Here is a 25,366-nt window from a genome sequence, read left to right on the forward strand (position 1 = left end):
CCTTTCCTACCCTCATGCCGTCTGAAAACACAGGCACGGGGGTATTTCCGCTTTATAGGAACCCGCCATGAACAAAACCTGCTACAAAGTCATCTTCAATAAAAAGCGCGGCATGATGATGGCTGTTGCCGAAAACACCGCACGCGACGGTAAAAACGTGCAAGACGGCAAAGCGGCTATTTCAGACGGCCTTGCGGGTGCGGCCAAGTTTCAGATACAGATGGCGGCGTTCTCGGTGTGGCTGGCGGTCGGTTCGGCTGCTGTCAGCCCCGTGTGGGCAGCAGGGCTTCAGGCCGACAAATCCGCGCCTTTGGGCCAACAACCCACCGTTTTGCAGACGGCCAACGGTTTGCCGCAAGTCAATATCCAAACCCCGACCGCAGGCGGCGTATCGGTTAACCAATACCGCCAATTCGATGTTGACAAACGCGGTGCCATATTGAACAACAGCCGCAGCAACACGCAGACCAAATTGGGCGGCTGGATACAGGGTAATCCGTGGTTGGCACGCGGCGAAGCCAAGGTGATTGTGAATCAGGTCAACAGCGTCAGTCCTTCACTACTCAACGGCTATATCGAAGTGGCCGGCCGTCGTGCCGAGGTGGTATTGGCCAATCCTGCCGGTATCCGGGTGAACGGTGCAGGCTTTATCAATGCGGCGGGGGTAACGCTTACCACAGGCAAACCGCTGTTTGACAACGGCAATCTCACCAGTTTCCAAGTACGCGACGGCGATATTGCCGTCAACGGTGACGGCTTGGATACCTCAGGAGCCGATTACACCCGCCTGCTTGCCCGCGCCGCGCAAATCAATGCCGGCGTATGGGCAAAAGATTTAAGCGTGGTATCGGGCAGCAACGATGTGGCGACCGACGGCAGCCACACCCAAGTTTCAGACGGCCGCCCAGCTCCTGCCGTGGCCATCGACACCGCGCAGCTGGGCGGTATGTATGCCAACAAGATTACGCTGGTTTCCACCGACAAAGGCGCAGCCGTTCATCATGCCGGTCAAGCCTTTGCCACCGCTGGCGGTGTGACCCTGAGTGCCGACGGTAAAATCGGTAACAGCGGCAGTATTGCGGCCGCCGACAATACGCAACGCTCGAGCGCAGCGGCGCGTGTAAATATTCAAGCCACGGCGTTTGATAATAGCGGCACCTTGTCATCACAAGGAAAAACCGCGATTCAAAGCCCGAAAGTCGGCAACAGCGGCCTGATCACCTCATCCGACGAACTGAATATCCGCACACAAAACCTCGACAACCGCCAAACCATACAGGCTGCCCGTTTCGACATCGAAACCGGCCGTCTGAACAACAGCGGCGACATGGCGCAAACCGGTTTGCAAAGCCTCAATATTGAAGCCGGCAAATTGAACAATAGCGGTTTAATCGCTTATGCCGGCCAAGACCATGTTTCCGGCAACGGCGGCAATACTGCCCCAAGCACGCCTGCCACACCGACCACCGCCGCCGCGTCAGGCCGAATCCAAACTCAAAATGATGCGGCTGCCGTACCGCTGACCTTGGCCGAAGGCCGTCTGAAGGTTTCAGACGGCCTGGAAAACAGCGGCAGCATCACCGCCAACGGCGGCGTGGATATCCACGCCGCAAACAGCTTGGGCAACACAGGCAAACTACATCTGAACAAACTGGCCGTTGGCGGCAGCCTGCTGGATAACCGCGAAGCCGAAATCATCAGCCGCCAGGCCGAGATTACCGCGCAAACCTTGGACAACCGCCAAGGTAAACTGACCGCTGCCGAAACGCTCACCATCCGCAACCAAACCACCGATAACCGCGAAGGTACCCTGCAATCCGGCGGTAGTTTGGCTGCGGCCGTCCAAACCTTGGACAACAGCAACGGCCGACTCACCGTCAACCGACAAGCCGGTATCAAAGCCGCAGCCCTGCTCAATCAAAGCGGCCAAATCGACACAGGCCGTCTGAAAGCCGAAGCCGCCCGTCTAGACAATACCTCAGGCCAAATCCGCAGCGATGAAATGACCGAGCTCAAAGTTTCAGACGGCCTTGACAACCAACGCGGCCTCATCGGTTCGGCCAAAGACGTGAAAATACACGACGGCGGCAGCCAAAGTCTAAGCATCAACAATGCATCAGGCGAAATACTCGCCGAACAACACCTTGATATCCAAGCCAAAACACTGACCAAGCAAGGAGAGCTGGCGGCCAACCGAAACCTGTCGCTCAATCTTAAAGACAGCTTTACCGCCGCACAAGACATCCGTGCCGGACAAGGTTTGACCGTCAGCAGCAAAGGCGGCATCCACAACAGCTACACGCTGGAAGGCAGCCGTTTCGTACGCTTGGAAGCCGACCACATCGACAACACCGCATCCGGCACCATCCAATCCGGCAGCGACACCCGTCTCAAAGCCGACAACATTACCAACCGCGGCTTAATCAACAGCAACGGCCTCACCCTCTTGGATGCAGGCAATACCGTACTGAACATCGGCAGCGGACGCGTGTATGGCGACTGGGTGGCGATTGAGGCCGAGAAGCTGGTGAACCAAGAAAAAACGGCCAATGGCGAAACCAAAGCCGCCGTCATTGCCGCGCGCGAGCATTTGGCCGTGGGGGCGAAAGAGATTACCAATCAGGAAGAAGCGAAGCTTTCCAGCGAAGGCAGTTTGAATATTGGCGGCAGTTTGGATGAGCAGCATCAGGCGCAGGGTATGGCTGATCGTTTGATTAATGCCAGTGCCACGATTGAAGCAGGAGGAGACGCACGGATCGCAGCGAAATCTCTGGGAAACCTGAACAAGCACTTCGAATTGGAGGAATATCTGGCCGAAACCAGCGGACAAATCAAAGAATACGCACCAGCGGGAGAGGCTGTCCGTTATCGTGAAGGTAGAGATGGAACATTTGATAATTCTCGCGGTGAGAAAGACCAAAAGACCGCGGGCTTTCATTTCCCGGATGGCAGCCAAGTTGAAGCCGAGCATTGGAATGTATGGGACTACCATATCAAAACATACCGCCAGCGGATTAAAACAAGCAAGCCGGCGGAAATTCTGATTGGCGGCAATCTGATTGCTGCTGGCAGCAACTGGCTGAACTCAGACAGCCACATATTGATTGGCGGTAATTTGGATTCAGACGGCCTAGAGGAAAACATCAACAATCAGGGCACACAAGGACAAGGTCGATTAGAAAACATTGGTCAGCAGTATCTCTCAACTTGGGATAAACGCTGGTATTCCAGAAAGCGTCGCCCTCGTCGTGTAGAAAGAGAATATGTTGCATACACACCTGTCGAGCCTTTCACCCATGACCTTGACAGCCCGGCGCTTAAATATCAGGAAAATGCCTCACTCGGCAAGCTTCAAAATCTGGCAATAGCCGCCGCTCTCAACCCAACCGCCGTTACTCACGGCGGCAGCACCCCCGCACCCATTAAAACCCTCAACACCGATACCAAGCTGCCGACATCCAGCCTGTATGCCGTCAACCCGGCCCACCCGTCGTATCTGGTCGAAACCGATCCCGCCTTTACCAACTACAAACAATGGCTGAGCAGCGACTATATGCTCAATGCCCTCAAACTCGACCCAAGTAGAATGCACAAACGCTTAGGCGACGGCTATTACGAGCAAAAGCTGGTAAACGAACAAGTTGCCCGCTTAACCGGCTACCGCCGCCTCGACGGTTACACCAACGACGAAGCCCAGTTCAAAGCACTGATGCAAGCCGGCATCACCTTCGCCCGCGAACAGCAGCTCACACCGGGCATCGCCCTTTCGCCAGAACAAGTAGCACGCCTCACTTCCGACATTGTTTGGCTGGAAACCCAAACCCTTACCTTAATCGACGGCAGCACGGTTGATGTGTTGGCACCCAAAGTCTATCTCACCGTCAAACCCGGCGACATCAATGCCCACGGCGGTTTGATCAGTGCCGACCGACTGGCGATGAACGGCACGGGCAGCATCATCAACAGCGGTACGTTGGCCGGGCGTAAAATCGCCGACCTATCCGCCACCGACATCACCAACAGCGGTGTGGTTCAAGGCGGTAAAGTGCGCTTACGCGGCCAAGATGTGAACATCGAAGGCGGCACCGTCGCCGCCGACACCCTGTTGGCCGTCGAGGCCGACCGCCTCCGCGTTGCCTCCACCACGGCTACCGGTGGCGATGAGCGCAACGGCCAAACCCAAATCGACCGCGTTGCCGGTTTGTATGTCAACAACGCTTCAGACGGCCTCTTAAGCCTCAAAGCCAACCAAAGCATCGACTTCGTCGCCGCCAATCTGCGTAACGAAGCGTCCAAAGGCAAAACCCAAATCGTTTCAGACGGCCGCATCGATTTGGGCACCGCCAAGCTCGAAGCCCACAGCAAATGGGGCGAACTGAGCGATAAAAACCACCGCCATGTTGCCCAAACTTCCGAAGCGGGTACCGTCATCGGTGCGGCCGGCGATATCCTGCTTTCCGCCAAAGACGATTTGACCGTCCGCCAAGGCAGCATCGCCAGCGATAAAGGCAGGGTTACCCTCTCCGGCCGCAACGTCGACATCAGCGAAGGCCGTCAAACGCTGGATTTGGACGAATCAATCTACACCAAATCGCGCGGCATCGCTTCCAAAACAACCGGCCTCGACCAATACCGCCGTCAGCACGACGAAGCGGTCGGCAGCGAAATCAGCGGCGGCAAAGTGTTGATTGCAGCCGATAACAATTTAACCGTACGCGGCGGCAACGTGGTTTCAGACGGCCTGACCGTGTTGACGGCGGGCAATGATGTCAACATCACCGCCGCGCAAAGCACCTATAACGACAGCGAATTCCACCAAACCAAAAAATCCGGCCTGATGGGTTCGGGCGGCATCGGTTTTACCGTCGGCAGCAAAAAAGACACCGCCGACAGCGGCAGCCGTACCCGGGTGAATCACGGCTCGACCGTCGGCAGCTTAACAGGCGACACCGTCATTTCTGCCGAACAAAACTACCGCCAAACCGGCTCGACCGTCTCCTCGCCCGAAGGCGACGTACTGATTCGTGCGCGCAACATCGACATTAAAGCGGCGCAGGATACTTACGCCACCGACTACCGGCAGACCCTCGAACAAAAAGGCCTGACCGTAGCGGTCAACGTGCCCGTCGTTCAGGCCGTACAAAGCACAGCAGCCGCTGCCAAAACCGTCGGCAAAAGCAACAACGGCCGCGTCAATGCCATGGCCGCGGCCAATGCCGCATGGCAGACACGCAAGTTATTGGCCGAAGAAAGCAGTCCCGACAACCTCAAAGGCCTGGCAAACACCGCTGCCGCCCTATCCGCCGGCGATTGGCAATCTGCAGCAAACGCATCCAACGTCAGTGTCTCCCTTACCTACGGCCAACAAAAAAACACTGCCCAAAGCCACAGCGAAGGCAGTACCGCCCAAAGCAGCCAAGTCATCGGCGGCGGCCAAGTCAGCCTGATCGCCGACGAAGGCCGTCTGAACATCACCGGCTCAGATGCGGCCGGTAAAGAAGGCACATTATTGCGCGCCAAAGACATCGTACTGCAATCGGCCGAACAGAGCCACAGCGAACGCAGCGACAACCGCAGCAGCGGCGGGAACGCCGGCGTTGCCGTTGCATTTCAAAGCGGCAAACCGGTTATCGGCTTTACCGCCGGCGGCAACCACGGCAAAGGCTACGGCAACGGTGACGACGTAACCCACCGCCATACCCACATCGGCGACAAAGACAGCCGCACCGTCATCCAAAGCAGCGGCGACACCACCCTCAAAGGCGCGCAGGTAAAAGGCAAAGGCGTTGCCCTTAGCACCCGAAACCTCAACATCGAAAGCATACAGGATAGCGCCGTCTACCGCAGCAAACAGCAAAACCTCAGCGGTTCGGTAACCGTCGGTTACGGCGCATCCGCGACTGCCGGCTACAACCAAAGCAAAACCAACGCCGACCACCGCAGTATCAGCGAACAAAGCGGCATCTTTGCCGGTGACGACGGCTTCCAAGTCAACGTGGCAAACCATACCGACTTAAAAGGCGGCATCATCACCGCCACCGAAACAGCCGAAAGCGAAGGCAGAAACCGCTTTCAGACGGCCTCAATCAGCCACAGCGACATTGAAAACCACAGCCGCTATGAAGGCGACGGCTTCGGCATTGGCGTATCAGGCAGCATCAGCGGCCAAAGCCTCGGCCAAACCGCACCTGCTGCCGACAGCCGCATCCAAACCGTCGCCGCTAAAAACGGTATCGACAGCAGCATCGGCTACGGCAGCGACGGCGGCAGTCAAAGCAGTGTTACCAAAAGCGGCATCGGCACGCGCAACATCATCATCGGCAACGATACCGACGGCACACAGGCAGCAGCGGCCTACACCGGCACCCGCAGCGAAACCGCCGAACAAAACTCAGGCCGTCTGAACAACATCTTTGACAAAGAACGGGTGCAGAGCGAGATTGATTTGCAGCGGAAGGTCAGTCAGGAATTCAGCAAAAATGTGCAGGAAGTCAGAACGGAAATCAACCACAAAGCCGAAGGCTACAAAGCACTCGCCAAAGCAGCGGAAGACAAAGCTGCCCAAGCATTACAAAACGGCGATTTGAATGCCTACCGTGAAGCCGTACAAACCGCCAATGAACACCATCAAAAGGCCGACAACTGGCAAAAAGGCGGCGTAGCCCTAGCTGCCGTGGCCACAGGTTTGAGCGCACCGACCGACAGCGCATTAGGCATAGCCGCCGCTACCGCCAGTCCGGCCGCTGCCTATCAAATCGGCCAATACTTCAAAGAACTGGCGCAACAGAATTCAGACGGCAATCTGAGCGCCAAACAGGAAACCGCCCACATCCTCGCCCATGCGGTATTGGGCGCAGCAACGGCAGCGGCGGGAGACAACAACGCCCTGGCCGGCGCCATCAGTGCAGGCAGTGCCGAAGCCGCCGCACCGCTAATCGGCAACTATCTCTACGGCGAGAAAGACGGCAGCAAACTGACGGCGGAGCAGAAAGAAACCGTAACGGCGATTACAGGCTTGTTGGGGACGGCTACGGGGGCGGCTGTTGGGAACACAACCGCCAATGCGGCTCAAGGTAGTTTGGTTGCGGGGAGTGCAGTGGAGAATAATCACTTACGAAAAGGACAACGAGTAATTAAAAAAGCTGAATTACGTTCTTGCAAAGGGGATTTATTGTGTGAATTGAAAGTTGAAGAAAAGTGGGAGCAGATAGGTTTACAAAACCTACGAAAACTTTATGCCGTTTGTGATAAGGGCATCAATACAGCAGAATGTAATAATTTAAGAAATCAAATTGACACATCTACATATCAAGGAAAACGAGATTACAACTATCCTACTGGACTGGAATTAAAGGGGGAATTAGCTGGAGCAATAGGAGTCGGTCCTCAAATCAATGGCAAGGTCACTATAACATTAGGTAATAGAGGTTCTTCTATGCAGGCAGAGGGAGGTATAGGTTTAGGTATCGGAGCAGCATTATCGGGAGGTTTATCAAAACAAACTAGACGTGTAGGTATTGATGAAAATAAGACTTTGAATGCTTCAACAGAAATTGTTTTAAGAGAAAAGCGATTTGGTACGCAAGCTAAGGATAACAATGCAACACTGTCAACTAAAGCTGAAGCTGAACTTAAGTTAGGACCGTGGAATAATTCTGCTGCTATACAAGGGGGCAGACAATATCCAGATAATCAAGCATCTTCGTTGTATAAAGGAGGAGAAATTAAATCTGTTTTTAAACCCCAATTGGGAATAGGTGGTATATTGAGATGGGATATTTGGAATGGAAGAAGTAAAAGATATGAAAAAATTAAATAACAAAGAAAAAGCAATGTATATTGCGAAGAAATTTCAAAAAAGAATGTTAATTCCTAAGATTTTTTTTATTTCAATAGCTTGTATACTTGGTGTGGCAACTATCCAAGAAATTATTACGCATAATAATTTCTTAAAAAATGATATATTTTTAATTATATTTACTATATATTGGGTTGCTGGATTACTGTTTTGCATTATTTATATCCCAATTGCCAGTATATGCCCATATTGCCATTCTTTTCAAAAACTTAATGGCAAATCTTTTGGGGCTGATACCAACAGTTTAACTTATTCAAAAGGAGTTTCTCCATTTAGTAAAAATTATTGCACTGAATGTGGAGCACCACTATCACCCAAAGCAGTTGATGAGATATACAAAAAACATGGACATTAATTTTTTCTAGCGCAGTACGCAAGCATAGAGTGGGCAACTTATTATCCACCTAATCGGGAGCGGCAATCAGCAAGCGTAGGTTGGGTTGAAAACCCAACAAAACCTTATATCTCTAGGTAATTGTTGGGTCATGACCCAACCTACACTTGCTAAAAAATATGGAAAAATTTTTAAAAACAAGGAAATAATATGGAAAATCAAGATATTGAATTTTACGAAGAAATGAAAGAAAAATATAAAAATGATGTAGGAATGTTAGTAACCTTCGCCGGCGATCAAGGAGATATAGCCTTCTTACAAGAACTAGCGGAAACAGGCCGGTTTAATCCATTAGCAACCACCCCTCTCGAAGGGTGGAGTTATTTGCACAAAGTTAATCTTGGAGAAGCATGCCCCTTATCAACCATCCGCTTTTACTTGGACAAAGGCGTAGCAGTCAATGCCCAAGACTGCTACGGCATGACACCGCTGCACTATGCGCTTCGTGCGCAAAACGCCGATGCTGCGATTGCCCTGCTGGAAGCAGGCGCAGATCCGAATATACCCAATATTGACAACCTGCGCCCTTTATCTATGGTTGGGTATACCAAAGATAGGCTGGATGTATTGGAATTAATGCTAAAAAACGGAGGTAATGTCCATAATATTATTAATGATAATGAAACTATTTTGGAAAGTTGGAAGCCAAGTACTACTTCATCTCAATGGGAAATTGATATTTACGAATTGATGAAACAATATGCTTAAGCAAGTGCAGGTACGGTTGGCTTCCCTAAGCGGTGTAACCGTACGCATGTCAGTAAACTTCATAAAAACGACAAGGCCGTCTGAAAAAACCTTTACTTTCTCTTTCAGGCAGCCTTTATTTACCCGAAACAAGCATGTTCAACGGCTACTACGAACAAAAACTGGTCAACGAACAAATCGCAAGGCTGACCGGCTACCGCCGCCTCGACGGTTATGCCAACGACGAAGTCCAGTTCAAAGCCCTGATGGAAGCCGGCATCACCTTCGCCCGCGAACAGCAGCTCACACCGGGCATCGCCCTTTCGCCAGAACAAGTAGCACGCCTCACTTCCGACATTGTTTGGCTGGAACCCCAAACTCTTACCTTAATCGATGGCAGCACGGTTGATGTGTTGGCACCCAAAGTCTATCTCACCGTCAAACCCGGCGACATCAACGCCCACGGCGGTTTGATCAGTGCCGACCAACTGGCGATGGACGGCACGGGCAGCATCGTCAACAGCGGTACGTTGGCCGGGCGTAAAATCGCCGACCTATCCGCCACCGACATCACCAACAGCGGTGTGGTTCAAGGCGGTAAAGTGCGCTTACGCGGCCAAGATGTGAACATCGAAGGCGGCACCGTCGCCGCCGACACCCTGTTGGCCGTCGAGGCCGACCGCCTCCGCGTTGCCTCCACCACGGCTACCGGTGGCGATGAGCGCAACGGCCAAACCCAAATCGACCGCGTTGCCGGTTTGTATGTCAACAACGCTTCAGACGGCCTCTTAAGCCTCAAAGCCAACCAAAGCATCGACTTCGTCGCCGCCAATCTGCGTAACGAAGCGTCCAAAGGCAAAACCCAAATCGTTTCAGACGGCCGCATCGATTTGGGCACCGCCAAGCTCGAAGCCCACAGCAAATGGGGCGAACTGAGCGATAAAAACCACCGCCATGTTGCCCAAACTTCCGAAGCGGGTACCGTCATCGGTGCGGCCGGCGATATCCTGCTTTCCGCCAAAGACGATTTGACCGTCCGCCAAGGCAGCATCGCCAGCGATAAAGGCAGGGTTACCCTCTCCGGCCGCAACGTCGACATCAGCGAAGGCCGTCAAACGCTGGATTTGGACGAATCAATCTACACCAAATCGCGCGGCATCGCTTCCAAAACAACCGGCCTCGACCAATACCGCCGTCAGCACGACGAAGCGGTCGGCAGCGAAATCAGCGGCGGCAAAGTGTTGATTGCAGCCGATAACAATTTAACCGTACGCGGCGGCAACGTGGTTTCAGACGGCCTGACCGTGTTGACGGCGGGCAATGATGTCAACATCACCGCCGCGCAAAGCACCTATAACGACAGCGAATTCCACCAAACCAAAAAATCCGGCCTGATGGGTTCGGGCGGCATCGGTTTTACCGTCGGCAGCAAAAAAGACACCGCCGACAGCGGCAGCCGTACCCGGGTGAATCACGGCTCGACCGTCGGCAGCTTAACAGGCGACACCGTCATTTCTGCCGAACAAAACTACCGCCAAACCGGCTCGACCGTCTCCTCGCCCGAAGGCGACGTACTGATTCGTGCGCGCAACATCGACATTAAAGCGGCGCAGGATACTTACGCCACCGACTACCGGCAGACCCTCGAACAAAAAGGCCTGACCGTAGCGGTCAACGTGCCCGTCGTTCAGGCCGTACAAAGCACAGCAGCCGCTGCCAAAACCGTCGGCAAAAGCAACAACGGCCGCGTCAATGCCATGGCCGCGGCCAATGCCGCATGGCAGACACGCAAGTTATTGGCCGAAGAAAGCAGTCCCGACAACCTCAAAGGCCTGGCAAACACCGCTGCCGCCCTATCCGCCGGCGATTGGCAATCTGCAGCAAACGCATCCAACGTCAGTGTCTCCCTTACCTACGGCCAACAAAAAAACACTGCCCAAAGCCACAGCGAAGGCAGTACCGCCCAAAGCAGCCAAGTCATCGGCGGCGGCCAAGTCAGCCTGATCGCCGACGAAGGCCGTCTGAACATCACCGGCTCAGATGCGGCCGGTAAAGAAGGCACATTATTGCGCGCCAAAGACATCGTACTGCAATCGGCCGAACAGAGCCACAGCGAACGCAGCGACAACCGCAGCAGCGGCGGGAACGCCGGCGTTGCCGTTGCATTTCAAAGCGGCAAACCGGTTATCGGCTTTACCGCCGGCGGCAACCACGGCAAAGGCTACGGCAACGGTGACGACGTAACCCACCGCCATACCCACATCGGCGACAAAGACAGCCGCACCGTCATCCAAAGCAGCGGCGACACCACCCTCAAAGGCGCGCAGGTAAAAGGCAAAGGCGTTGCCCTTAGCACCCGAAACCTCAACATCGAAAGCATACAGGATAGCGCCGTCTACCGCAGCAAACAGCAAAACCTCAGCGGTTCGGTAACCGTCGGTTACGGCGCATCCGCGACTGCCGGCTACAACCAAAGCAAAACCAACGCCGACCACCGCAGTATCAGCGAACAAAGCGGCATCTTTGCCGGTGACGACGGCTTCCAAGTCAACGTGGCAAACCATACCGACTTAAAAGGCGGCATCATCACCGCCACCGAAACAGCCGAAAGCGAAGGCAGAAACCGCTTTCAGACGGCCTCAATCAGCCACAGCGACATTGAAAACCACAGCCGCTATGAAGGCGACGGCTTCGGCATTGGCGTATCAGGCAGCATCAGCGGCCAAAGCCTCGGCCAAACCGCACCTGCTGCCGACAGCCGCATCCAAACCGTCGCCGCTAAAAACGGTATCGACAGCAGCATCGGCTACGGCAGCGACGGCGGCAGTCAAAGCAGTGTTACCAAAAGCGGCATCGGCACGCGCAACATCATCATCGGCAACGATACCGACGGCACACAGGCAGCAGCGGCCTACACCGGCACCCGCAGCGAAACCGCCGAACAAAACTCAGGCCGTCTGAACAACATCTTTGACAAAGAACGGGTGCAGAGCGAGATTGATTTACAGCGGAAGGTCAGTCAGGAATTCAGCAAAAATGTGCAGTCGGCCACCGGCGAAATCAACCAAAAACTGGATACGCTGAAAGAGCAGAAAGAAAAAGGCCTTATCAGCGAAACCGAGTACCGGCAAAAAGCAGGTAACTGGCAGAAAGGCAAAGTGCTGCTCAACAGCATTGCCGCAGGCTTAAGTGCGCCCACCCAAAGCACAGCAGGCATTGCCGCCGCAGCGGCAAGTCCGGCCGTATCCTATCAAATCGGCCAACACTTCAAAGAACTGGCGCAACAGAATTCAGACGGCAAACTTACCGGTAAACAGGAAACCGCCCACATCCTAGCCCATACGGTATTGGGTGCGGCCACCGCAGCGGCGGGAGGCAACAACGCCCTGGCCGGCGCCATCAGTGCCGGCAGTGCCGAAGCCGCCGCACCGTTAATCGGCAACTATCTCTACGGAGAAAAAGACGGCAGTAAGCTGACGGCGGAGCAGAAAGAAACCGTAACGGCGATTACAAACCTGTTGGGAACGGCTACGGGGACGGCGGTTGGGAACAGTACTGCGAATGCGGTGCAAGGCAGTCTGAATGCGGATAGTGCGGTGGAGAATAATGGTATTTTGGATAGAGATGGATTTACACCTGGTGAAAGAAATAGAAACAGCCTTATTCAGGAATATGGTACGAGTCCCGATAAAATATCAACAATGATTAAACAAGGAAAATTGAAACTTACCAAAGAGTTAGCTGATTATTTATATACAATTAATAAAAACCCTAATCTAATAATTGAGATACCCGATTCAGAAGAACCTTTACGCATAGTTTTATTAAACAAAGAATCTGGATGGAGACCTAATTTAGCAAGACCTAATGAGGAAATACATGATGCTCGCGTTACATATACGTCATTTGGCCAATGGGCGATTTTTGGCAAAGTTATTGTCAGCAGAGATATAAACACAGGAAAACTTCGTATTATTCCTGATAGATACGATTTTGAAATGCAAAAAGGGATTAGTAAAATTCCAAGAAACATAGAAACATTTTTGGGTTCTCCTGGTTCCGGAACTCCTTTCAAAATTGATTTTAAGGGAGAAATATTAATTGAATAAAAGATTAATAACTTTAATTATTTTCGGATTGTGGTTTATATTCTCATTTAAGTCAGAAGATTTGGAATTTGGTTTTTTTTATTTTAAAAAGTCTGAAAATATTAACTCAGGTATTCCTTTCAATTATTTTTTAATAGATAAAAGGAATAATGGAGTAATTAATTTTTTTGTTAATGATATTATCGATAGTAATGGTTATGTTTATTTTTCATATATAGATGGTGAGTTAGATTATGATTTTTGTTATAAAAATCCTAATCTTAAATTAGCCAAAATAAATAAATCAACATATAAAATTGAAGAAATTCCAATTGAGCCAAATAAGAGAATATTTCATTCAATTAGCAAGGTTCAAGAATCTGATAAGGAATGGCTATCTAATATATCAAATAAGTGTAATCAATAAGTAAATTGACGTGACTAAATGTAAAATCAGTTAAAACTATCAAAGCAAGCCTTAGGGGGCTCGTTGTCCTCTCAACTGGTAAAGCGGTGACAATGTTAGGCCTTTACGCCGGTGACGACGGCTTCCAAGTCAACTTGGCAAAACATACCGGCATCATTACCGCCACCGAAACAGCCGAAACGGCAGGCAGAAACCGCTTTCAGACGGCCTCAATCAGCCACGGCGACATTGAAAACCACAGCCGCTATGAAGGCGACGGCTTCGGCATCGGCGTATCAGGCAGCATCAGCGGCCAAAGCCTCGGCCAAACCGCACCTGCTGCCGACAGCCGCATCCAAACCGTCGCCGCTAAAAACGGTATCGACAGCAGCATCGGCTACGGCAGCGACGGCGGCAGTCAAAGCAGTGTTACCAAAAGCGGCATCGGCACCCGCAACATCGTCATCGGCAACGACCCGACGGGCGAAGCAGCCAAAGCGGTTTACACCGACACCCGTACCGAAACCGCCGAACAAAACTCAGGCCGTCTGAACAACATCTTTGACAAAGAACGGGTGCAGAGCGAGATTGATTTGCAGCGGAAGGTCAGTCAGGAATTCAGCAAAAATGTGCAGGAAGTCAGAACGGAAATCAACCACAAAGCCGAAGGCTACAAAGCACTCGCCAAAGCAGCGGAAGACAAAGCTGCCCAAGCATTACAAAACGGCGATTTGAATGCCTACCGTGAAGCCGTACAAACCGCCAATGAACACCATCAAAAGGCCGACAACTGGCAAAAAGGCGGCGTAGCCCTAGCTGCCGTGGCCACAGGTTTGAGCGCACCGACCGACAGCGCATTAGGCATAGCCGCCGCTACCGCCAGTCCGGCCGCTGCCTATCAAATCGGCCAATACTTCAAAGAACTGGCGCAACAGAATTCAGACGGCAATCTGAGCGCCAAACAGGAAACCGCCCACATCCTCGCCCATGCGGTATTGGGCGCAGCAACGGCAGCGGCGGGAGACAACAACGCCCTGGCCGGCGCCATCAGTGCAGGCAGTGCCGAAGCGGCTGCACCGTTAATCGGCAATTACCTTTACGGCGAGAAAGACGGCAGCAAACTGACGGCGGAGCAGAAAGAAACCGTAACGGCGATTACAAACCTGTTGGGAACGGCTACGGGGGCGGCTGTTGGGAACAGTACTGCGAATGCGGTGCAAGGCAGTCTGAATGCGGATAGTGCGGTGGAGAATAACTCCATCCTTTCCCGTACCGCCCGTACCCGTCTGAACCCTCAAAGCAAGGTTTTATATGACCGAATTATCCGAAAAGGTAATTTTCATACGGTAGAAGATTTTAATCATGCCTATGCCCAATGTCCTAACAAAGCCTGCCAAAATGCTGTGGTTCAAGCGTTCCAAAAAGAAAGAGAACGTTTCTTTACCTATTTGGCAGATGAAATCAAAGATGGAAAGCAGAGGGAATTGTTGATTAAAGAGTTTGCTCCGGTGATGTCCGGTGAAAACTTGTTATTGGGCGGAAGATTCGGACAGGCGGCAATCAACTGGTCAGGCTATCAAGACGGTTTCCTAGCCCGTTTCCCTGACGCATGGATTGAAAAAGACAAAATTGCTCAAAAAACTGCGTCAGGCATGAGTCTTGAACAGGCTGAACGATCGGCTATGAAAGAGATGCTGATTCCGCAAGCTATATCGGCTGCACTTGTTGGAGCTGCGGGTGTCCGTAAAATCAATGAAACTATTAAAAAAAACTGAAAGTTTTGATAATAAGCTCAAGCATACTTCAAACTTTGATAGTGATATTTCCAGAAGTATAGATAATTATTTAACACCAGCATCTAGTGTGAATGCCCAAAAAGCTTTACGCTCAAAATTATCTGGCTTGCAAGGAGCGCAAAAATCAGCTGTTAAAATCAGGAATTTACCTGATGGTCGTATAAGATATTATGATCGAGAAGTTCCTGCTAAAAAAGAAGGGCATACAAGAGGAGCTTCTTTTGTGACAGAATATAATCCTGCGACTGGTAATGTACGACAATGGATGGAAAGTTATGATAGCAATGGAAATGTAATTAGAATACATCCTAAATCTATCAATGGCCAAACCATTTCTGGACAACATTATCCTCCAACAGGCTCTGAAATTAAGGATTAAAGTAATGATAGTTCATAACAATTTTGATAAAAAAAATTTTTTACATGAAATTTTTTATTTACAAAAAAATATAGAAAATAATTTTAATGTAAATAAAATTTCCTCTCTTTCTATGGATATTTTGAATAAATATTCATCTGAGTTTAATTTAGAAAGCAGAAATATGATTATGCAGTTGATTGCAATGGACATGGGAGAAGAGTTTGAACTAAGCAAAAATGAATGCTTAAAAGTTATAAAAGATATACTTAATTTTTTAGAAGTGCCTCCAAAAGGATAATTTCTAAGAATAAGTAAGTTAACAAGTAGGTTGTAGCAACTGTATTCTTCATTATATGGGCAAAACTCATTGCCCGCATAATCAGGAGACTGTAATTACAGCATAGGTTACGGCAGTAATGACTACAACCAAAGCAAAACCAATGCCGACCACCGCAGCGTCACCGAACAAAGCGGCATTTACGCCGGTGACGACGGTTTCCAAGTCAACGTGGCAAACCATACCGACTTAAAAGGCGGTATCATTACCGCCACCGAAACAGCCGAAACGGCAGGCAGAAACCGCTTTCAGACGGCCTCAATCGGCCACAGCGACATTGAAAACCACAGCCGCTATGAAGGCGACGGCTTCGGCATCGGCGTATCAGGCAGCATCAGCGGCCAAAGCCTCGGCCAAACCGCACCTGCTGCCGACAGCCGCATCCAAACCGTTGCCGGTAAAAACGGTATCGACAGCAGCATCGGCTACGGCAGCGACGGCGACAACCGAAGCAGCATAACCCGCAGCGGCATCGGCACGCGCAACATCATCATCGGCAACGATACCGACGGCACACAGGCAGCAGCGGCCTACACCGCCACCCGCACCGAAACCGCCGAACAAAACTCAGGCCGTCTGAACAACATCTTTGACAAAGAACGGGTGCAGAGCGAGATTGATTTGCAAAGGAGCGTAAGTCAGGAATTTGGGAAGAATGCCGCGCAAGGCGTTGCCCGGCTGTCGGATTATTTGGGCAATACCCAAGACTTCCAAAGAGCGGAAATACTCAAATCTGCTATCGAAAGCGAACTGGCTTCCACGCAAGATGCCGGACGGCGCGAAACCCTGCAACAGGCATTAAACCAAACCGAAAGCTACCTTGAGGCCAACCGCGGCAGCTACGAAACCTGGAAAGAAGGCGGCGTAGGCAGAAGCATTCTGCATGCAGGCGTGGGTGGCTTGCTAACTGGAGATGTCGCCGGTGCGGTTGGTGCCGGCGGTGCCGCCGCAGCCGCACCTTATCTTGAAAAAGCAACAGAAAATCTAAGCGCTATCGGCAAAGCCGCGGTTGATACGGTTGGCGGCGCGGCTTTGGGCTATGTGCTGGGTGGGCATCCGGGGGCGGTAACAGGGGCGAATGCGGATTGGAACAACAGGCAGCTGCATCCGAGTGAAACACGGGTATTAAACCGTTTGAAGCAGGGAAAAACTGCAGAAGAGCAACGCCGTCTGAATGCGGCAGCATGTGCTCTTGTTCGTTGCGCAGAAGGCGTTCCGACAAGCGATCCTTATTATCGCCAATTGAGCGAACTGCAAAAATCAGGAGAAAGATACCAAACAGAAAAAAACTTATTGCTCAAATCCGGTAACGGATTATTCGAATACGGTTTTTGGGATGGTGCAAATGATATGCGTAGCAGCTATGACCGTGCGATTACCAAAGGCAAAGGCATTGTCAATATGGGAGCCGGAGCCGCTGTGGCAGCTGGCTCGGCGGCAGGCGGTGTTGCATTATGTACAACAGGTATCGGCTGTATTGGTGGTGCAGGTATTGCTGCTCTTGGAATCACAGGCGGCTATGCCCAAAGCAAACACGGAGCGGAACAATTATTTGGTACTTACCGCTCTAACTGGGGTAGACAGGTCATTGATTCTTTAGGCACTCCTATCAAGAACCGTCCGCCTTTGGTGCAAGATGCCGCCGATATTACGTTATGGAGTGCAGAAACCTTGGTTGGCCGTAAATTCAGCCAACTAACGGGACAAAAATCCATAGACCGTTATATCCAATTACAGAAACGCCAATCTTCGGTTCTGCCTGATAATTACATTTATGATGAGGCCAGCAAAACCTTTATCGGGCCGAAGGGAGGCAGAAGTGTTGCCACTACTTACAAAGACGGTTCGGGCAATACGGTTTATCGCCGTATAGATGGCAATGGCCAACCTCAAAACAGTTATTATGTGGTGAATGCTGATGGGAAGCAGGTTGCGGTAAGAAATCCTGACCCAACCCCCAAAGGTCAAATCGTTACACATTCAAGAAATCTGCATGAGGAATCAATAAAAGCCACAATCCAAAGTTTTGAAAACCAAAATGTCAGAGTAACTACCAATGTTAGTATTCAAAGCCCAAATGCAGCACAACGCTCCGTTATCGACCAAGTACTGAATGGGCAACCAAATCAAAATATTCCTGTTCCTCAAGGCTACACGGTAACCGATATTGCAACAGGAAGAAAAGTAAGTACTATTAAGTTAGATGATAAAGGCTTCGCTGGTTTGGAAATGAAAACAGGAGTAAAAGACCGCGCTTTACAGCGTTCGCAAGCAATCAATTATTTGGAAGCAACCAAAGGTAATGCTGTTAGTATCGGTAACAAAGCTATTGATGCAGGTTTACGCGATGGAATTGTTCCAGCCAAAATGTATCTGATTGAACCAAACAAATAAGGAATATAAAGTCATGAATCAAAAAGATGTAAAAGAATTTTGTGAGCATTTAGCTGCTGAATACAGCGGCTGGGTGTATCAAGGCTCAAAGTTTAAAAACAAAGAATTAAAGCATTCTGAAATTCAAATAGATCCATCTTGGGTATTGCATTTGTCTGCCGAACCCAGTGTTATTGTTTACAACAAATCTGTAAAAAAAGTAATCAAAGAATCTTTTATTCAAGGATTTACAAACCCTGATTATCGTACCGCCCGTATGCTTATTCTTCATCCCAATGCCCATAATAATTGTATGGTTTATCGAGAATTGGTTCACACTCTTCCTGAAGCCGAAGCGTATATCCGAGGTTTTTTTGAGCGGGGTTTGGATTTAGTCAACCGTTATTTCAGCAGTCCCGATGAAAAAGAATTTCTCAGTAATTATCCTATTGAAGCAGAATTTCCCAATCCCTGTACCGATTTTGGCTACGAAAGTTTAGGGAATTGCATTGCGCGTGCTGTTATTTTGGATTTTGATTATGTTGAACGTTTTATTCGTAATGAATTACCCATTAAACGCGGCATACCGATTTACGAACCTTATCGTACACGCGTAGCAGAGTGGCTGCCGATTTGGAAAAAACGTGCTGAACTTTATGGCAGTATTTTGAAAAAGTATAGTCAATCCCACAAATTCAAATAACACTCCTAAACAACTCATCCACAGACACCACCCCAAGTTTTCTCCGTCTCGCCTTTAACCAAGCCCATTTCTTTTCGATGGGATTCAGGTCGGGGCTGTAAGGCGGCATCCATAGGACGGTATGCCCCTTTTCCTTCAGCAAGGCTTCTGCCTTACCCTTATGAAACGCCGCATTGTCCATCACCACCACACTCTCGGGCGGCAGTTGCGGGATCAGTAACCGTTCTATCCAAGTGTCGAATATCCTGCTGTTGATGGAACAGTCAAACAAACCGACCGCAAACAGTTGATTATCATACAGCGCACCGATGGCATTAGTCTGATTACGTCCCTGCCAGTCATGGGTATCAATACACCGTCTGCCTTTTGGGGCATAACCGTAAGGACGGTGGACGGAAGCTCTGAATCCGCTTTCGTCCAGCCAAACAATCGGACGTTCTTTCAGTTGGAAACGGTGTCTGAGTCTGATAAAGCGTTTTCTGAGCCGAACATCTGCTTTGGGGTGTTTATTGGTCTTTTTTTCGGCTGATTCCGTATCTTTTCAATGCCCGGTGGATGCCGTTGGTCGAACAGTTGAGCCGTTGTGCCCGTTCGTAGCAATAGGCATCGGGGTATTGTTCGACGTCTCTAAGCAGTGCTTCTTTGGTAATTTTGAGGGGTTTTCTGTCTTTGGGATAGCCTTTGGGAATGGGATTCTTTTTCCATTTGAACACGGTATCGCTGCCGATGCCGAGCTCTTTGGCTACTTGACGGATGGAGAGGCCTTGGGCGAGTTTGGCTAAGGCCAGTTGGCGGAAGTCTGTTGAATAGGTCATGGGGGAGATTGTAATTTATATTAGGGGGATTGACTATAGTAAGCCGTAGCGTGCATGAAACTTAAAATCCAAACAACTTACGTGCCGAGCTTAAACGCGCTAAGACAAACGAAAAAAGGGAAGTCAGGCCGCGACGGGTACACCTATACCGCCTGATGATGAGTATAGTAATGATAAAGACAATTCTAAAAAAGATTAAAAAAATAGGGGCTGTCCTAGGGCCTGTCGACATTCAAATTTTCAGTGTATCCCATCCTCATGACCAGATATATTCTTACCGATGCACAGTGGGCAATAATTGGGCCTTTATGCCAAGGAAAAGTTGGCGATGCCGGCCCAACCGCTGTCGATAACCGATTATTTATAGAAGCCATACTATGGATTATCCGTACCGGCAGTCCTTGGCGCGATCTGCCCGAAGAGTTCGGCAATTGGAAAAGTATCCACAAACGCTACCGCAGATGGGTTTTGGCCGACCGTTTTCGTCATATTTTTGAAGAACCGAACCGTGATCTCGATATGGAGTATGTCATGATTGACGGCACAATCGTCAAAGTTCACCGCCACGGTCAGGGTGCAAAAGGGGGACTCGAAACCAGGCCATCGGCCAATCCAAAGGCGGAATGACGACCAAGATTTTGGCTATGGCGGATGCTTTGGGGAACCTGATTGACTTCAAACTGATGCCTGGTCAGCGCAATGGCATTTGCGGCGTAGAACCGCTGATTAAAGATAAGGAATTTGATGCTTTGTTGGCGGATAAAGCCTTTGCTGCCGACAGGCTGGTCGAAGAGCTGACCGAAAGGGGGAGTAAGGTGGTTATTCCGCCGCGTAACAACCGCAAATCGCGGCGGGAACACGACAAGATGATGTATTGCTGGCGACATTTGATTGAGAACTTTTTTTGCAAACTCAAAGAATTCAAGAAGATTGCGATGCGTGCAGAAAAAACCGGCCAATTTTTGCCCGAATGATTGTTTTGGATTTTTTGAGCGTTATCAAGAACCATGCGGCTTTACCGTGCCTTTCGGCATTCTTGGCAACACTCGAAAATCCCAAAACAGGTCTTCAAGCAAAAAAGCAAAAGTGTAAACAACGCTAGGGGCTGTCGACATTCAAGTTTATCTTAATCGCAATACGGCAGCCGCAAGGTAAATATTGGCAGTAAAAAACAAAAGCTGTTTTGGATAAAAAGTGTAAATCCGGCAATTTCCTACATCTCAGGCCGTCTGAAAGCATATTGTTCAGACGGCTTTTGCCAATCAATAATCCACTTTAATTGCGGATGGTGCTTCAGCCGCTTCTGCTTGATGGTTCAGCGGCACCAAGTCTAATTTATCCATCAGCAGACGATCGCCGTCTTCATCAGGATTATCCGTGGTTAAGAGCTTGTCGCCGTAGAAAATCGAATTGGCACCGGCCAAGAAGCACATGGCTTGGGTCTGTTCGCTCATGCCCGTGCGCCCTGCGCTCAAGCGCACAAAGCTTTTCGGCATGGTAATCCGCGCCACGGCGATGGTACGCACAAATTCAGTCCAATCCAAATCTTGGGCATCGGCCAAAGGCGTACCTTCAACTTTCACCAACTGATTAATCGGTACACTTTCCGGCTGCGGATCGAGATTGGCCAAGCTGGCAATCAATCCGGCGCGTTCGGCACGGGTTTCATTCATGCCGACAATGCCGCCGCAGCACACTTTCAAACCGGCATGACGCACTTTACCTAAGGTATCCATGCGGTCTTCGTGTTGGCGTGTATGGATGATGTCGTTGTAGCGCTCGGGATCAGTATCGAGATTGTGGTTGTAGTAATCCAATCCGGCTTCTTTCAAATCCTCGGCCATACCGTCTTCCAGCATGCCGAAAGTGCCGCAGGTTTCCAAGCCTAAGGCTTTCACGGCTTTGATGATTTCGGACACGGTTTCCACATCTTTCGGCTTCGGCCCGCGCCATGCCGCCCCCATGCAGAAACGGCTGGCGCCGCGTGCTTGTGCGATTTTGGCTTTGGCGACGATTTCATCGACATCCGTCATCTGCTCTTTGCCCAAGCCGGTATTGTGGTGCGCCGATTGCGGGCAATACGCGCAATCTTCGGGACAGCCGCCGGTTTTGATGGAAAGTAAGGTAGAAAGTTGGATTTCGCGCGGATTAAATTGCCGGCGGTGAATTTCGGCGGCTTGATAAACCAAGTCTAAAAACGGCAAGGCAAACAAAGCTTCTACATCGCATTTTTTCCAATAACGCGCAGTCGGATGCGGCTTGCGCTCGGTTTGGCGGCGCAAGGCTACGGGAGAGAGAGTCATGTTGTGTTCTTTCTAAATTCACAGCGGCGCAATGACGCTGATGGCTTGACTGCCGGCACAATGACGACAGCGGCGTAAAGGCCGTCTGAAGCGTAAACATATTTTTATGCAACGATTTAGGCTATGGTTTCAGACGGCGTGAAAAGTGTAACCTTTTTAAAAAACCACCGCAAAGGTTTTTTATGAGTGCATTCAAATTAGCGGTTTTCGATTGCAACGGCGTATTGGTCGGCAGCGAACGCATTGCCTGCGAAGTATTGAAGCAATGTTTGGCCGGGCAAGGCTTGGTGATGGACAGCCAAGAAGTCTGCATTTATCCGTCGGCAAATCCACTTCCCAATGCATGGAAATGATTAGCGAAATGTTGGGTGACAGGCCGTCTGAAAGCATGTGTCAGAAATTTGCCGGGCGTGCCCATGTCGCGTTGAACGAAAATGCGGAAGCCGTCAAAAACATCGAAGCCGCACTTGATGCGCTTGAAATTCCCTATTGCGCAGTGTCCAACAGCGATTTTGCCAAGATGCCCCCCCGTCGCCATCTGCCTGCTGCCGCGATTTCAAGACAAAATGCCGGATTTATTTCTGCTCGCTGCCGAAACCATGGGCTATGCGCCGCAAGATTGCGTGGTGATTTGAAGACAGCCCTGCCGTGCGTCACCGCCACGCTTGCTGCGGGCATGGTGCCATTTGGCTGTGCCTGATAGACACCGCGCAAAACCTTGCAAGGAGACGGTGCGCCGGTGTTGTTTGACGATATGGCACAATTGCCGCAATTGATTCGGGATTATTTGCAATCAAAATAAAAGGCCGCCTGAAAAACGTATTTTCAGACGGCCTAAATTCAATCAACCATCAACTTTTTGCTTGCCCAATCAAATATGCCACCAAGCCCGGCACACTTTCCGCCGCACGTTTCGGAATCACTTCGATATTCGCCGCCACGCTTTGCGGATTCGGGTCAACCAAATAGAAATCGGCATGCGGCGGCGCGTAATGCACCAAAGAAGCCGCAGGATATACCTGCATCGATGTGCCGATGATGATCACCACATCGGCATCGCGCATTTCTTCCGCCGCCACATCAAACATCGGCACTTGTTCGCCGAAAAACACAATATGCGGCCGCATCGCACCACCGCTGCTGCTCAAAGTCTCCGCTGTTTGTTCGCCGGTAAACTCAATGACTTCATCGGGGTTATCAACGCTGCGCAATTTATTCAGTTCGCCATGCAGATGTAACACATTTTTGCTGCCGGCTCTTTCGTGCAAATTGTCCACGTTTTGCGTGATGATGTGCACGCGGTAATGTCCGGCCAAATCCAGCAGTGCTTTGTGCGCCGCATTTGGCTCGGCTGCATTGGCTTGGCGGCGGCGTTGGTTGTAGAAATCAATCACCAATTCCGGATTCTTCGCCAAAGCTTCGGGCGTGCAGACATCAGTCACTTGATACCCTTCCCACAAACCGCCTGCATCGCGGAAAGTCAGTAAACCGCTGTCGGCACTGATCCCTGCGCCGGTTAAGACCACACATTTTTTCATGTTGCTCCCATTGTGATTAAGGCCGTCTGAATGTTGTATTTCTTCAGACGGCCTTGATTATTTCAATCGAAAAAAACTACGCCAAACCTTGCGTTTTCAATGCTTTTTGCACGCCTTCATCGGTTTCCACACGTTGATAAAAGCCTTCCAATTTATCCAAGTGGCCCAAATCGATATTGAATGCTTTCGCCCAACGCAAAACTACATACACATACACATCGGCAATAGTTAACTCGCCGGTTAGATAATCCTGATTTTTCAAAGCTTCGTTGACCAAGCCGAAATAATCACTCACTTGCAGCATCGCACGCGCACGAATTTGCGCACCTTCACCCTCGCCTTCAATAAATCGGTTCGGATTGAATACGTAAGCAAACGTCGGATGTAAATCGGCATTGGCAAACGCCAGCCATTGACGCGCTTTGGCCTGTTGGCGTACATCGCCTTTGCCAAATAGCTTGGCTTCCGGATATTGTGCGTTAATGAAATCCAAAATCGCCATATTCTGCGCCAGCACCCAATCGCCCTCTTGCAAGACCGGCACCGAACCCAACGGATTCAAAGCCAAAAACTCCGGCGTTTTCAATTCATCGTGCGCCATTTTCACTGCTTCAAAATCGGCGTTCGCCCATTCCAAAGCTACGTGCGGCACTAGCGGGCAAGCACCCTGCATATAGTAAAGTTTCAGCATATTTTTTTTCCTTTTTGTGTATTGTGAAGCTATTGTACGCAATTTCAAAAAAGCCGTCTGAAAGCCGAATTTCATCAGAAATTTTCAGACGGCCCGAATCTCAATCATCAGGATTAAATCTGGCCGCCGCACGCTCACGCGCCACGGTGTCTTTACTTTTTAAAGTTGTGCCTAAGCCCAGTTTTTTTTCATACTCGGATGGCGGCGTATCATCGTCTTCCATTCCGAATGCGCTGGCGTTGACCCAAAGCGACAGCAGTCCGGCCACCGCTGCTAAAAAACCGACAATATACCAAAACATATCTCTTTCCTTTCGCCATGCTTAATCGGCACGGCTTTTTGTTATGTCGGGATAAACTGTATCATATTCCGATAAAAGAATAAATTGTTCTTACTTAATACAATATTTGGCAGATTCAAGCGTTAAGTGAAACCCATTGAGATAAATAAACAGGTACTGTGAGATAAATGGGATGAGGCGGGCTGAGATGGGTTTTGGTGGGATTGGCTTTTTGAAACAGCGTTGCATATAGTGCAACAGGAAATAAACGGGCAGATTTTGCCCGTTTTTGTTTTTAGAGACCTGCTTTGAGTGATTCGATGGCGATGTCGATGAGCTTCTTTTCTGCTCTAGGTTGAAGTTGGCCGCTGCCGTTGATGGGGAGGTATGGTCTGGCCGGCATAGTGACTTTCCTCCCGCGCCCAGCTTGGCCGCCGAGGTGGTGGATGGCGGCGTATTTTTTGTTGCTGCCGATTTGGGCGAAGTCGTTGCCGACTTTGGTGGAAATGCTGGCGGCGAGCTGGCCGGTCAGTTGCAGGGTTTTACCTCCATTGGCCGCGCTTTTGCTTTGTTTCCACTTTTCACCGCCCCAGCTTTCGTTTTCGAAGTTGTCTTCTGTGAGGCTGACCATTTCGGTGGCGATGGCACGCATCATGGGACGGGTATTAGTGGCATTTTTGAGCAGCTGGCCGAGACCGTGTTCCAATCGGCTTGCGTCTAAGCTGATTTCAAGCAT

General features: G+C 50.4%; 20 protein-coding genes and 1 pseudogene. 13 read left to right on the forward strand and 8 right to left on the reverse strand.

The genetic code is table 11. The features are described from left to right. The first annotated feature begins 67 nt into the window (after window positions 1-67). The 8 genes and pseudogenes from H4O27_RS06695 (at window position 68) to H4O27_RS06730 (ending at window position 15,888) form a co-directional block, all read left to right on the forward strand. Entirely contained in the window at window positions 68-7,819 is a 7,752-nt protein-coding gene (locus H4O27_RS06695) for a two-partner secretion domain-containing protein (RefSeq protein WP_193004213.1), read from the forward strand. Beyond that, entirely contained in the window at window positions 7,785-8,213 is a 429-nt protein-coding gene (locus tag H4O27_RS06700) for a hypothetical protein (RefSeq protein WP_165011118.1), read from the forward strand. Before H4O27_RS06695 ends, H4O27_RS06700 begins: the two co-directional genes overlap by 35 nt. Before the next feature lie 189 nt (window positions 8,214-8,402). Beyond that, entirely contained in the window at window positions 8,403-8,960 is a 558-nt protein-coding gene (locus H4O27_RS06705) for an ankyrin repeat domain-containing protein (RefSeq protein WP_226883365.1), read from the forward strand. A 140-nt stretch (window positions 8,961-9,100) separates the two neighbouring features. After that, window positions 9,101-13,048 (forward strand): annotated as a pseudogene (locus tag H4O27_RS06710) (hemagglutinin repeat-containing protein); the annotation flags it as partial. Continuing rightward, window positions 13,041-13,454 carry a hypothetical protein gene (locus H4O27_RS06715; RefSeq protein ID WP_226883366.1) on the forward strand — a complete coding sequence of 138 codons (414 nt, stop codon included), beginning with the start codon at window positions 13,041-13,043 and terminating at the stop codon, window positions 13,452-13,454. The pseudogene H4O27_RS06710 and the gene H4O27_RS06715, both read left to right, overlap by 8 nt. 92 nt (window positions 13,455-13,546) lie before the next feature. Further along, the gene (locus tag H4O27_RS06720) at window positions 13,547-15,208 is read left to right on the forward strand and encodes a VENN motif pre-toxin domain-containing protein (protein ID WP_193004217.1); all 1,662 of its coding nucleotides are present in this window, start codon (window positions 13,547-13,549) and stop codon (window positions 15,206-15,208) included. Further along, window positions 15,186-15,608, forward strand: coding sequence for a hypothetical protein (locus H4O27_RS06725; protein WP_165011088.1), 423 nt, complete (start codon window positions 15,186-15,188; stop codon window positions 15,606-15,608). The genes H4O27_RS06720 and H4O27_RS06725 overlap by 23 nt, the downstream gene beginning before the upstream one ends. A gap of 4 nt (window positions 15,609-15,612) precedes the next feature. Further along, window positions 15,613-15,888 carry a hypothetical protein gene (locus tag H4O27_RS06730; RefSeq protein ID WP_165011086.1) on the forward strand — a complete coding sequence of 92 codons (276 nt, stop codon included), beginning with the start codon at window positions 15,613-15,615 and terminating at the stop codon, window positions 15,886-15,888. A gap of 81 nt (window positions 15,889-15,969) precedes the next feature. On the opposite strand, the gene H4O27_RS06735 is transcribed toward H4O27_RS06730, so the two are convergent. Then, complete coding sequence (locus tag H4O27_RS06735) at window positions 15,970-16,110, reverse strand: hypothetical protein (RefSeq protein ID WP_165011084.1); 141 nt, start codon at window positions 16,108-16,110, stop codon at window positions 15,970-15,972. On the opposite strand from H4O27_RS06735, the gene H4O27_RS06740 reads away from it, so the two are divergent. Together H4O27_RS06740 and H4O27_RS06745 are read left to right on the forward strand one after the other, a co-directional pair. Further along, on the forward strand, window positions 16,099-18,321 hold the full coding sequence (locus H4O27_RS06740) for a hypothetical protein (RefSeq protein WP_165011082.1): 2,223 nt from the start codon (window positions 16,099-16,101) through the stop codon (window positions 18,319-18,321). The two genes, H4O27_RS06735 and H4O27_RS06740, sit on opposite strands and share 12 nt — an antisense overlap. Window positions 18,322-18,334: 13 nt before the next feature. Then, entirely contained in the window at window positions 18,335-19,003 is a 669-nt protein-coding gene (locus tag H4O27_RS06745; protein ID WP_165011081.1) for a hypothetical protein, read from the forward strand. Here H4O27_RS06745 and H4O27_RS06750 read toward each other — a convergent pair. Both H4O27_RS06750 and H4O27_RS06755 read right to left on the reverse strand, forming a co-directional pair. Beyond that, window positions 18,996-19,472, reverse strand: a complete 477-nt coding sequence (locus H4O27_RS06750) for an IS630 family transposase (RefSeq protein ID WP_226883526.1) — start codon at window positions 19,470-19,472, stop codon at window positions 18,996-18,998. The genes H4O27_RS06745 and H4O27_RS06750 overlap by 8 nt on opposite strands. A 37-nt stretch (window positions 19,473-19,509) precedes the next feature. Then, on the reverse strand, window positions 19,510-19,818 hold the full coding sequence (locus H4O27_RS06755; RefSeq protein WP_193004219.1) for an IS630 transposase-related protein: 309 nt from the start codon (window positions 19,816-19,818) through the stop codon (window positions 19,510-19,512). Window positions 19,819-20,076: 258 nt separating this feature from the next. On the opposite strand from H4O27_RS06755, the gene H4O27_RS06760 reads away from it, so the two are divergent. After that, window positions 20,077-20,792 (forward strand): IS5 family transposase gene (locus tag H4O27_RS06760; protein ID WP_371870258.1). Its coding sequence is split into 2 segments (ribosomal slippage): window positions 20,077-20,413 and window positions 20,413-20,792, totalling 717 coding nucleotides; the frame shifts between segments, so codons are not numbered across the junction. Between the two features lie 288 nt (window positions 20,793-21,080). On the opposite strand, the gene bioB is transcribed toward H4O27_RS06760, so the two are convergent. Continuing rightward, window positions 21,081-22,121: a biotin synthase BioB gene (gene bioB / locus H4O27_RS06765; RefSeq protein ID WP_165009637.1), complete on the reverse strand. Its 1,041-nt coding sequence runs from the start codon at window positions 22,119-22,121 to the stop codon at window positions 21,081-21,083. 182 nt (window positions 22,122-22,303) lie between these two features. On the opposite strand from bioB, the gene H4O27_RS06770 reads away from it, so the two are divergent. Both H4O27_RS06770 and H4O27_RS06775 read left to right on the forward strand, forming a co-directional pair. Beyond that, complete coding sequence (locus tag H4O27_RS06770) at window positions 22,304-22,474, forward strand: HAD family hydrolase (RefSeq protein ID WP_165009639.1); 171 nt, start codon at window positions 22,304-22,306, stop codon at window positions 22,472-22,474. Beyond that, window positions 22,471-22,821 (forward strand): hypothetical protein, encoded by a 351-nt coding sequence (locus H4O27_RS06775; protein WP_165009641.1) that lies wholly within the window; start codon window positions 22,471-22,473, stop codon window positions 22,819-22,821. The genes H4O27_RS06770 and H4O27_RS06775 overlap by 4 nt, the downstream gene beginning before the upstream one ends. A 151-nt stretch (window positions 22,822-22,972) precedes the next feature. Here H4O27_RS06775 and H4O27_RS06780 read toward each other — a convergent pair whose 3' ends face one another. The 4 genes from H4O27_RS06780 to H4O27_RS06795 form a co-directional block, all read right to left on the reverse strand. Next, complete coding sequence (locus H4O27_RS06780) at window positions 22,973-23,659, reverse strand: SIR2 family NAD-dependent protein deacylase (protein ID WP_165009643.1); 687 nt, start codon at window positions 23,657-23,659, stop codon at window positions 22,973-22,975. Window positions 23,660-23,735: 76 nt separating this feature from the next. After that, window positions 23,736-24,350 (reverse strand): glutathione S-transferase family protein, encoded by a 615-nt coding sequence (locus H4O27_RS06785; protein WP_165009645.1) that lies wholly within the window; start codon window positions 24,348-24,350, stop codon window positions 23,736-23,738. A 100-nt stretch (window positions 24,351-24,450) separates the two neighbouring features. After that, window positions 24,451-24,651 carry a hypothetical protein gene (locus H4O27_RS06790; RefSeq protein WP_165009647.1) on the reverse strand — a complete coding sequence of 67 codons (201 nt, stop codon included), beginning with the start codon at window positions 24,649-24,651 and terminating at the stop codon, window positions 24,451-24,453. A gap of 274 nt (window positions 24,652-24,925) precedes the next feature. Continuing rightward, entirely contained in the window at window positions 24,926-25,366 is a 441-nt protein-coding gene (locus H4O27_RS06795; protein ID WP_165009649.1) for a phage virion morphogenesis protein, read from the reverse strand.

The sequence above is a fragment of the Neisseria yangbaofengii genome, from assembly GCF_014898075.1.
Classification (GTDB): Bacteria; Pseudomonadota; Gammaproteobacteria; order Burkholderiales; family Neisseriaceae; genus Neisseria; species Neisseria yangbaofengii.